Origin of the sequence: Bacteroides cellulosilyticus DSM 14838 (assembly GCF_000158035.1) — a bacterium.
GTDB lineage: Bacteria > Bacteroidota > Bacteroidia > Bacteroidales > Bacteroidaceae > Bacteroides > Bacteroides cellulosilyticus.
Window position 1 is genome coordinate 64133 of the sequence record NZ_EQ973488.1, and the last position, 10532, is coordinate 74664.

General features: G+C 42.6%; 9 protein-coding genes and 1 pseudogene. 1 reads left to right on the forward strand and 9 read right to left on the reverse strand.

Translation table 11 applies throughout. The features are described 5' to 3' along the window. Window positions 1-145: 145 nt before the first annotated feature. Window positions 146-1471 carry a PhoH family protein gene (locus tag BACCELL_RS01510; protein WP_007209725.1) on the reverse strand — a complete coding sequence of 442 codons (1326 nt, stop codon included), beginning with the start codon at window positions 1469-1471 and terminating at the stop codon, window positions 146-148. A gap of 175 nt (window positions 1472-1646) precedes the next feature. On the opposite strand from BACCELL_RS01510, the pseudogene BACCELL_RS01515 reads away from it, so the two are divergent. Next, window positions 1647-2899 (forward strand): annotated as a pseudogene (locus BACCELL_RS01515) (bifunctional folylpolyglutamate synthase/dihydrofolate synthase). Here the strand turns inward: BACCELL_RS01515 and BACCELL_RS01520 are convergent. The 8 genes from BACCELL_RS01520 to BACCELL_RS01550 form a co-directional block, all read right to left on the reverse strand. After that, a complete protein-coding gene (locus BACCELL_RS01520; RefSeq protein WP_007209727.1) occupies window positions 2867-3241 on the reverse strand; it encodes a RidA family protein in 375 nt (124 codons plus the stop codon). The pseudogene BACCELL_RS01515 and the gene BACCELL_RS01520 sit on opposite strands and share 33 nt — an antisense overlap. 240 nt (window positions 3242-3481) lie before the next feature. Continuing rightward, the gene (locus BACCELL_RS01525; protein ID WP_007209728.1) at window positions 3482-5185 is read right to left on the reverse strand and encodes a serine protease; all 1704 of its coding nucleotides are present in this window, start codon (window positions 5183-5185) and stop codon (window positions 3482-3484) included. Window positions 5186-5188: 3 nt separating this feature from the next. Further along, window positions 5189-5929, reverse strand: a complete 741-nt coding sequence (rlmB, locus tag BACCELL_RS01530) for a 23S rRNA (guanosine(2251)-2'-O)-methyltransferase RlmB (RefSeq protein WP_007209729.1) — start codon at window positions 5927-5929, stop codon at window positions 5189-5191. 37 nt (window positions 5930-5966) lie between these two features. Continuing rightward, a complete protein-coding gene (recN, locus tag BACCELL_RS01535; RefSeq protein ID WP_007209730.1) occupies window positions 5967-7631 on the reverse strand; it encodes a DNA repair protein RecN in 1665 nt (554 codons plus the stop codon). Window positions 7632-7667: 36 nt separating this feature from the next. Continuing rightward, window positions 7668-7958, reverse strand: a complete 291-nt coding sequence (locus BACCELL_RS27585; protein WP_007209731.1) for a type IX secretion component PorD family protein — start codon at window positions 7956-7958, stop codon at window positions 7668-7670. A 16-nt stretch (window positions 7959-7974) separates the two neighbouring features. Beyond that, entirely contained in the window at window positions 7975-8550 is a 576-nt protein-coding gene (porD, locus tag BACCELL_RS01540) for a type IX secretion system protein PorD (RefSeq protein ID WP_007209732.1), read from the reverse strand. A 30-nt stretch (window positions 8551-8580) separates the two neighbouring features. After that, the gene (gene coaBC, locus BACCELL_RS01545) at window positions 8581-9795 is read right to left on the reverse strand and encodes a bifunctional phosphopantothenoylcysteine decarboxylase/phosphopantothenate--cysteine ligase CoaBC (protein ID WP_007209733.1); all 1215 of its coding nucleotides are present in this window, start codon (window positions 9793-9795) and stop codon (window positions 8581-8583) included. A gap of 4 nt (window positions 9796-9799) precedes the next feature. After that, the gene (locus tag BACCELL_RS01550; RefSeq protein ID WP_007209734.1) at window positions 9800-10531 is read right to left on the reverse strand and encodes a 3'-5' exonuclease; all 732 of its coding nucleotides are present in this window, start codon (window positions 10529-10531) and stop codon (window positions 9800-9802) included. Window position 10532: the final 1 nt, after the last annotated feature.

Consider the following 10532-nt stretch of genomic DNA (forward strand, 5'->3'; position numbering starts at 1 on the left):
TTGACAGTTTTGTTTTAGGCGAGGCAAAGATACATTATTTTTTATCAAATAGGACAAGAAAAAGATAAAAATGTGTGATAAAATTAAATGGTGGCAAAGTTACAGGTATAACTTTGCCACCATATTTACGACCTATAAAGCTCTGTTACATCAAATTACTGGCTAATTCACTTAATTGGCTACGTTCTCCTTTTAACAAATTTACGTGAGCAAAAAGGTTCTGATCTTTCATACGATCAATCATGTAAACCAAGCCATTGGACTGACTGTCGAGATAAGGTTGGTCTATCTGTTGGATATCACCGGTAAACACCATTTTCGTACCCTCACCCGCACGGGTTATGATGGTTTTGATCTCATGCGGAGTCAAGTTTTGTGCTTCATCAATAATGCAATAAGTTTCACTCAAACTACGTCCACGGATGAAAGCTAATGCTTCAATAACCAGTTGCTCACTTTTCTGCATATCTTCCAAACGTTTTACCTCTGTTGAGTTAGAAGCAAACTGACGTTTGATCACATTCAGATTATCAAACAAGGGTTGCATGTAAGGAGCTACCTTTTCTTTGGCATCACCCGGCAGGAAACCGATGTCTTTATTGGATAAAGCAACAATCGGACGTGCCAGCAAAATCTGTTTATAGTCATTCATTTGACTAAGGGCAGCTGCCAGAGCCAACAATGTTTTTCCTGTACCGGCTTTACCTGTCAAAGCAACCAATTTGATGTTTGGATCGGTCAACACTTCAAAAGCAAAACTTTGTTCGGCATTCCGGGGTTCAATACCATAGTTCTTTGTTTTATTCACCCGACAAATGGAATGTGTAAAAGGATTGTAACGGGCAAGTACACTATTCCTGTCACTTTTCAAGATAAAACATTCATTCGGATGGATGATATCTTTGAAATCAAACTCACTAATATCCAGTCCTTCTCTGGAAGAATAAATCCGGTCTATCAAAGCAGGATCAATTCCCTCAAACACCTCATTTGACTTTTCAAATATATCCACATTTATCACCTTGTCGTTGATATAATCTTCGCAAAGTAAGCCTATGGAACGTGCTTTCATCCGGAGGTTCACGTCTTTTGTCACCAGGATGGTTTTCATATCCTTCTTTTGGCGCGTCAACCAGTCCACTACAGCCAGAATCTTATGATCGGGAATACGCTCGGGGAATGAATCGAACACATCCGGAGCATCCACCGAACCGGCAATTACAAACAAACTTCCCAGTCCTTCGCCCAGAGAAGCACCCTTATTAAAAAGATTGTCATCGGTAACTAAATCGAGCTCGCGGAGAAATTCACGGGCATTGAAGTTTATCTGTTCATTCCCTTTCTTGAATTTGTCCAATTCTTCAAGAACTACGATGGGAAGATAAATGTCGTTCTCTTGGAAATTCTTAAGACAGTTATAGTCGTGAAGGATTACGTTCGTATCAATCACAAAATTTTTCTTTGCTCCCATACTCTTTTAGATTTAAATTGTTGATATTGCCTCCAAAGCGAAGATAAGCTGTACTTCGGCATAAAAAATGAACAAGTTCATTTTATTCTGCTCTCAGTTTGCATTATCTTTGCAGCTTCTAAGATAGGAATTAAAAAGAGAGAATAGTTTGCTTTCTCGTTAAATATTTTAAAAGATGGATTATCAGAACACTTTATTATACTTATATAACAGTGTCCCTATGTTTCAACAGGTGGGAAGTTCGGCATACAAGGAAGGTTTGGAGAATACATTGGCACTGGATGAACACTTCGGACACCCGCACCGGAACTTCCACAGTATCCATGTAGGAGGTACGAATGGCAAAGGTTCATGCTCGCACACTCTTGCTGCTATCTTGCAGGAAGCGGGGTACCGGGTAGGCCTCTACACATCTCCGCACCTCGTAGATTTCCGCGAACGTATCCGAATAAACGGACAGCCTATCCCGGAAGAATATGTAGTCCGGTTTGTAGAAAAAGAACGTGATTTTTTTGAGCCTCTGCATCCTTCTTTCTTTGAATTGACTACCGCTATGGCATTCCGGTATTTCGCTGATGAACATGTAGATGTAGCGGTTATCGAAGTAGGACTTGGCGGAAGACTGGATTGCACCAATATTGTACACCCGGATCTATGTATCATCACCAATATTAGTTTTGACCATACCCAATTCCTGGGTAATACATTAGAAAAGATAGCGGGAGAAAAAGCCGGGATCATTAAAAGTGGAATACCTGTCATAATCGGAGAAACGACTCCTGAAACAAAACCTGTATTTTCAAAAAAGGCTCGCGAAGTAGGTGCTCCCATTCTCTTTGCAGAAGAAGATGAAAAGGATGATTACCCCGGATTGGAATGTGAGCTGAAAGGATTATATCAAACTAAAAACACCCGCACGTTACTCACAGCCATCCCAGAACTACGGAAAGCCGGATACAATCTGAGTGAGCAGGCTGTTCGAAGTGGCTTCGCCCATGTCTGTGAACTGACCGGCCTGATGGGACGCTGGCAAAAATTGCAGGATGCCCCTACCCTGATATGCGATACCGGACACAATGTAGGTGGCATCACCTATATCACAGAGCAGTTGAAACAGCAATCTTACCGGAAACTACATATGATTATAGGTATGGTAAACGACAAAGACATACACGGTGTATTAGCATTATTACCCCAAGAAGCCGAATATTACTTCACAAAAGCCAGCGTAAGGCGTGCATTACCTGAAAGCGAACTTGCCCAACTTGCCTCTGAGGCCGGATTGCAAGGAATTTGCTATCCAGATGTTCCCTCTGCCGTGCGGGCTGCACAAGAAAAAAGCCTCCCGGAAGACTTTATCTTCGTAGGAGGAGTAGTTTTATTGTTGCCGATTTGTTAACGAACCGCAATGCACTCAATCTCCACTAAAGCATCTTTCGGCAGGGCTTTCACTGCAACAGCCGAACGGGCAGGGAAATCACCATCAAAATAGGTAGCATATACTTTATTCATATCTGCAAACAATGACATATCCTGTAGGAAAACAGTAGTCTTGACGATATTTGCCATCGTCAAACCTGCTTCTCCAAGGATATGCTTGATGTTCTCCAATGACTGACGTGCCTGTGCTTCAGCACCTTCTGCCATCTGTCCGGTAGTCGCATCAATAGGTAATTGACCAGATACAAATATCATTCCATTTGCTTCGATAGCCTGGCTGTAAGGACCAATAGCTCCCGGAGCTTTCTGACTGCAAATTACTTTTTTCATTCTAATATTATTTTAGTATTCAACAATTTATGATTCATTCAAGAAAAAAAATTGGTATCTTATGCAGTATTCTGCAACTTCATGCATTTACTTAATAGGATTATACACAAAAGAAAAATTCACTTATACCTGTTTTAAAACCTAGACTTAGCTAATTCTTTTTTGACACGGGAGTTTCCCGATAAAGGCTCAGCTTGTGAAAGCAGAGCCTTTTTTATAAAGATATCATCTGCAATACTATCACTTACAGTGTTTTTCTATTAAAGCATCAACATTCGGATCACCCAGTTCCTTAGCTTTTGCGAAACTGGCACAAGCCTCTTTGTTTTGCTTTAACTGTAGCTGGGCAACTCCTATCAAACGATAAGCTTCAGCATATTTAGAATCAATTTCCAAAGCATCTTTCAGCACCTTGATCGCTTCTTCATTTCTCCCCACACGAATGTTCACCACTGCAAGTTCCGAAAAATAAGTCAGCTCTTTCGGATTAAGTTCAATAGCTTTTGCCAAATCATCCAACGCACGCTGAAACTGCTTTGCCTGAACGGCCGCCTGTTCGCGATAATAATAGAACACATCATTCACATTGCCACGAACCGCTTTATAGTATTCATCATAATCAAGCATCGCACCGCGTCCTTGTCCGGCATTCAGGCGCATCTGGGCACGTTCCAGCAGATAAGGAGCAGCTTCTTCACTATACGGTTGCACGAAACGCGCCATACAACTATCCATCAAAGCCAACACTTCTTCCGGAGCTGCTTCCATCAATTCTTTCGTCTTAGCGGCACTAAAGAATGTAGCCGGAGAGGCAATATTGGAATCATTCACCTTCTCATAACTGGCAAGAGCAGCCGCATAGTCCTTCTTGGCAAACTGGATATCACCTTCCAACTGAACATAAACCGGAAGAGCTTCGATTGCAATCGCTTTACGAACCTCATCCAAAGCCCTGTCATATGTCCAATCTTTATAGGTTTTTTCAGGTTTATCCAACTGATAACCATAAATCAGTTTGGCACGATTGAAGTATGCATCATCTTTCTTTTGTGCCACTTCAAGTGCCTTATCCATATCAGCAGCAACCTTATCCATTGAACTTGCCTCCTTCGACTGGAAGATTTGATTGTTTGCACGACGAAGATAACCGTCAGCACTGTTGGGATACTGAGATATAAACTCATTCAGCAACTCGGTGTATTTCTCCGGTGCAAGCTGTGAAGAAGCCATATAGAGATAAACCAATGCTTGTTCTTCCGTCTCAGGCAATGCTTTCTTAATGCCGATACTCAATAAAGTATGATCATTGAAAGAAAGAGGACTTATCTTTTGAGCCATAGCATAATCGGCACCTACTGCATAGCAAATGGTAGCTGTATCTTTTCCAGAAGATTTCTGTGCCAGACCGAATACTTGTCCCTCAGCAGTCATTACCGGACAACTTACCATTTTGTCCTTCAGCTGCATATCAAGTGTATAATAATGATATTGTCCCTCTACCTTAGACTCTTCTTTCACCTGTCCGGTAGTATAGGAACGATCTTTCTGTGTAGAATAAGGTAACAGATAAATGCTTGCACCTACAGTCGGGGCCACAGGAGCTACCACTAATGCAGGTACTTTTTTTCCTGAAATCGCTACACGAAACTTCACAACATCATACATGTCATTTGCTCCCATAATAACTTCCACAGGCATTTGTGTACCCTCCGAATTAATGACAACGGCACGCTGCGCACCTTTAAACAAGCTATAATCAGACAGAGCAATTCCATCTTCGGTAACAAAAAATCCATTTCCCGTATTAAGTATCTTATCACTCTCGTCATACGTGACCACCGAGAAAACAGCACGCTTGGCTTTTTCCACCCATTTGGGTGCCTGAGCTACACTCCACTGTGCCAGCAAACAGAGGGCGAGCGTCAACAACAAGTTCTTCTTCATATCTTAGTTGGTTCTTTGTTTCACAGCTTCATAAATCAAAATACCTGCCGCAACAGAAACATTGAGCGACTCGATAGTACCCAGCATTGGGATTTTCACCCACTCATCGCAAAGAGCCAGGTTCTCATAAGAAACACCTTTATCTTCAGCTCCCATTATGATACACATCGGTCCTGTATAATCAGCTTTGGTATAATCATAGTCACCCTTTTCTGTAGCTGCCACAATGCGGAAACCACTATCTTTGAGATATTGCAATGTAACCTTCAGATTCTGCTCACGGCAAACCGGCAGAACATGCAATGCTCCGGCAGATGTTTTCATTGCATCAGCATTCACCGTCACGCTTCCTTTAGCAGGAATGATAACAGCATCTACTGCTGCACACTCACAGGTACGAGCTATGGCACCAAAGTTACGAACATCAGTCACACCATCCAACATGACGAACAGCGGGTTCTTGCCTTCTTCGAAAAGAAAAGGTACCAAGTCTTCTGTCTTCTGATACGTAACGGATGAAATAAAAGCAATCACCCCTTGATGATTCTTACGGGTAATGCGGTTAATGCGTTCCACCGGAACACGTTGCACCGGAATCAAAGTTCCTTTTAGCGCAGCAAAAAGTTCTTTGGATAAATCGCTCTGAATGTCTTTCTTCACCAGAATCTTATCGATTTCCTTTCCTGCCTGTATTGCTTCTATCACAGCGCGAACGCCGAAAATCATTTCACTCTTATCAACCATCTTTGAGAAATTAAAATTAGAAATTAAAAATTAAAGGCTATCTTTTGATACCAAGAAGTGCCTTTGCATTATTCAAAGCAGCTTCTGTCAAAGTAGCCCCACTGAGCATATGGGCTATTTCCTCTACCCTCTCCTCATCTGCCAAACGGCGTATGTGGCTATTGGTTTCGGTTTCGTTATCTTGCTTATATACTTTATAATGTGCACATCCGCGCGCAGCAATTTGCGGCAAATGGGTAATACTGATTACCTGACGATCCTGTTCTCCCATTTCCTGCATAATGTCCGCCATACGGTCGGCAATCTCACCGGATACTCCTGTATCTATTTCATCAAATACAATAGTGGGCAATTTCACTGCACCGGCTATCATCGCCTTAATGGACAACATGACACGTGCAATCTCACCACCGGAAGCTACCGATGAAATATTTTGCAATGAGCCGTTTTTATTGGCAGAAAAGAGAAAGTTGACGGTATCTTCACCGTGCACACCAGGTTCTTTTCTTATTCCCATCTCCACCTGAAAACGCACATTAGGCATACCCAACGGCACCAAGCGGGAAGCCATTTGCTTTTCAACTTCACGAGCGGCGCCGGTACGGGCCTTGGTAAGAACAGCAGCCTGCTTTCTCACCTTATTATATAAAGTATCGCAAAGAGTTGTCAACTCACCAATACGTTCATCATAAGAAGTAATGGCCGCCAACTTTGCTGCATATTCTTCAGCAAGTGTCAGTAACTCCTCCACAGTGGTTGCCCTATGTTTTTGCTGTAAGGTATAAATCAGATTCAACCGATCGTTTACCTCTTCCAGACGATCAGGATTAAACTCAACATCCTCTTCCTGAGAAGAAATTTCCTGGGAAACATCTTTCAATTCAATATATGTACTTTCCAGGCGTTCAGCAAGTTCAGTAGCCGGAGAATAAACTTTTTGCAGACCAAGCATTGTATTCAGACTTTCCTTCAACCCGGCCAGCAGACCACCTTCATCAGAGGTCAACAATTGTCCGACACGGAACAAACCGGCCTTTATTTCTTCAGCATGACTCAACATATCCGTCTCCTGTTCCAGTTCCTCCTGTTCACCTACAGACAAATTTGCTTCTTCCAACTGCTCCAACTGGAAACGGATATAGTCTTCATCTGCCTTATTCTGCTCAGCACGGGCTATGAGGTCTGCCAGTTCCTGTTGTGCCTGCTTCCATTCTCTATACAAAGATTGATAAGTAGAAAGTTGTTCATCATTATGAGACAATATATCGAGTACATTCAACTGGAATCCTTCTTTATTCAACAAAAGATTCTGGTGCTGAGAATGCACGTCAATTAACTGTTCACCCAACTCCTTCATTTGTACAAGCGAAGCCGGAGTATCATTGATAAATGCACGACTCTTACCAGATGCATAAACCTCACGACGCAAGATACACTCTTCTTCATATTCCAGTTCATTATCTTCAAAGAAAGGCTCCATACCATAAGCTGAAATATCAAAACGGGCCTCAATCACACACTTCGATGCACCCTGGCGAATGGCTTTTACTTCGGCACGCTGACCAAGCAACAAGCCGATAGCACCCAGTATAATAGACTTACCGGCACCCGTCTCACCCGTGATAACGGAGAAACCTGCACCAAAGCTAATATCAAGCTTTTCTATAAGCGCGTAATTCTGTATGTAAAGCGAACGTAACATGACTTATTTACAATTTTAATCTTACTCACTTCCTAATTATTGCTTTATCTTTTCCCACTCGGTAGTCAGTGAAGGATTGACAGATGATAGTAGTTCACATATTTCTTCCTTTTCCTTCATTGCAGCACGGGAATAAAGATTAATCAATTCATCTTTCTTTATTTCAGTAAACAAACCGGGCAATGCCGACATTGGCTTATTCTGTTGCGCCTCTTTCAAACCGCTAAGCATAGATGTTATTACAGCGCGGGCACGGGTAACATTCACAGAGAGTTCATCCATACCTGTACGATGATATCCATACATCAGTTTGCGCAAAGGCGTCATGCCATCTTCCAGATAATCAAGAAACTAATGCATAACGATTCCGACTGCTATCGAATGCTTTCCAACCGGTTTCACCAAGGTTCTGTGCGGCCGTTACAATGTCTTCAGCTGCCCGAAAAACCTCCGTACCACCCTGTGGAGCCATCGTGTCCATGTCCAGTCCGATAATCATATAAGCATAATAAGCAATTACTGCCGTCAGATTACTGTCAATAACATTATCCCTCAGTTGCAGCGGATCGAACTCACGGTAGTTGAAAGCAACATCCGTATCTTTAAAGCTAAAAACTACCGTCTGATACCCGGATTGCCAGACGGGGCGTGTAGACTGTACAATCAGCTCACACTTCCAACGTCCATCCGCCTCATTATATTCTTTCACGGTCAGGTTCATAGAACAACGAATCCGTTCATTCACTTCATACTGCGCCTGCGTCCACCGACGGGTATTAATAAACTCCATCAAGGCGTTTTCAAGCGTAGTAAAAACCTGTGTACTCGTACCTTGTATCTGAGAATAATTCACCGTAAATTTACAATTCAATTCCTGGGCAGTGGACTTTAGCGCCACAGCAACCAGAAGCAGAATCATATAAAGTGTCTTATTTCTCACTATCTATATTTACTTATTCTCCAATACTTCCACCAGACAATCTACAATATCCGCAGCTACTTCCGCCTTTGATTTCAACGGAAAGTCCGTCTTGCTTTCACGGTCAATGATACTGATTTTATTCGTGTCGTACCGGAAACCGGCTCCCTTATCATTCAGAGAATTCAGAACGATAAAATCCAGATTCTTCCGTCGCAGCTTATCCTCAGCGTTATGCTGTTCGTCATTCGTTTCCAGAGCAAAACCTACCAATACCTGACGTTCTTTCTTCATCTGTCCCAGACAGGCGGCAATGTCTTTCGTAGGTTTCAAACGCAACATCATTTCTCCTTCCTTTTCCCGCTTTATCTTAGCATCAGCAACCTGTTCCGGTGTAAAATCGGCAACAGCAGCCGAAAGAATAGCAGCATCAGCCTCTGCAAAAAAGCTACACGCAGCATTATACATCTGATCTGCCGATTCCACAGGAAACCAACGTACCGGATATTTCAATTGCTGTTGTACAGGACCTGATATCATAATGACCTTAGCTCCGCGGGCAGCACATTCATCTGCAATAGCAAACCCCATCTTACCGGAAGAATAGTTCCCGATAAAACGTACCGGATCGATCTTCTCATAGGTAGGTCCGGCAGTGATCATAATGGTCTTACCTCGCAAATCACCTTCTTTCCCGGCAAAATAATTCGCCAGATGTTGAATAATGACTTCCGGTTCTTCCATACGTCCCTTGCCTACCAGATGGCTGGCAAGTTCTCCCGTACCCGGTTCTATAATATGATTTCCATAAGAACGGAGCGTATCCAGATTCTTTTGTGTAGAAGGATGGGCATACATATCAAGGTCCATGGCAGGTGCCACAAATACCGGAGCCTTAGCCGACAAATAAGTCGTAATCAACATATTATCAGCCACTCCATTTGCCATCTTGCCAATAGTTGAAGCAGTTGCCGGAGCTATAAGCATAGCATCCGCCCATAAACCCAGATCCACATGGCTATTCCATGTGCCGTCACGTTGGGCAAAAAACTCACTGATAACCGGCTTACTCGTCAATGCCGAAAGCGTAATGGGAGTTATAAATTCTTTTCCTGCAGGAGTTATGACTACCTGTACCTCAGCACCTTGCTTTATAAGTCCCCGGATAATATAACAAGCTTTATAAGCAGCAATACTTCCGGTTATTCCTAATACAATTTTCTTCCCTTTCAGTGTATTCGCCATGATACTACTTATTGGTTAATTCACGTAGACGAATCTTTGTCAACATAGCCTTGGTATTCAGTGTAAAGTCACTGTTTAATATCCAGCTATAATAGCCCGGATCGCGCTTCAACACATCTGTCACCGACATTCCCTTGTATTTTCCAAAGTTAAATACTTCCACACCATTATCATCATAAATCATACGTCCTGCGAAATCCACGTTTTTGTTAAAGCTGGAATAATCTGCCAGAAAAGCAATATCATTCTGCAATTCCGAATAACGGTCCAACTGTGCCATTAGCACCTCATAAGTTGCTTGCGTATCAGCTGCCGCCGTATGTGCATCCTCCAGATTCTTTCCACAATAGAATTTATAAGCAGCAGAAAGTGTACGCTGCTCCAATTTATGGAAAATGACCTGTACATCCACAAACTTGCGGCGGCTCAGGTCAATATCTACACCGGCGCGAAGAAATTCTTCCGCCAGCACGGGAATATCAAAACGGTTGGAATTAAATCCTGCCAAATCACATCCTTCTATATCATTGGCAATAGTACGGGCCACTTCTTTGAAGGTAGGACAATCTGCCACATCCTTGTCATAGATGCCATGAACAGCAGACGCACCTTCGGGAATATGCATTTCCGGATTGATACGAAGTGTTTTTGCTTCCTCATTACCATTGGGGTGTACTTTGAGATAACAGATTTCAACGATACGGTCTACATTGATACTCGTTCCGGTCGTCTCCAAA

Coding starts and splice junctions, on each gene's coding strand:
- recN (WP_007209730.1), bottom strand. CDS start 7,631: ATGTTACGTTCGCTTTACATACAGAATTACGCGCTTATAGAAAAGCTT.
- BACCELL_RS27585 (WP_007209731.1), bottom strand. CDS start 7,958: ATGACGCCTTTGCGCAAACTGATGTATGGATATCATCGTACAGGTATG.
- porD (WP_007209732.1), bottom strand. CDS start 8,550: ATGATTCTGCTTCTGGTTGCTGTGGCGCTAAAGTCCACTGCCCAGGAA.
- coaBC (WP_007209733.1), bottom strand. CDS start 9,795: ATGGCGAATACACTGAAAGGGAAGAAAATTGTATTAGGAATAACCGGA.
- BACCELL_RS01520 (WP_007209727.1), bottom strand. CDS start 3,241: ATGAAAAAAGTAATTTGCAGTCAGAAAGCTCCGGGAGCTATTGGTCCT.
- rlmB (WP_007209729.1), bottom strand. CDS start 5,929: ATGGTTGATAAGAGTGAAATGATTTTCGGCGTTCGCGCTGTGATAGAA.
- BACCELL_RS01510 (WP_007209725.1), bottom strand. CDS start 1,471: ATGGGAGCAAAGAAAAATTTTGTGATTGATACGAACGTAATCCTTCAC.
- BACCELL_RS01525 (WP_007209728.1), bottom strand. CDS start 5,185: ATGAAGAAGAACTTGTTGTTGACGCTCGCCCTCTGTTTGCTGGCACAG.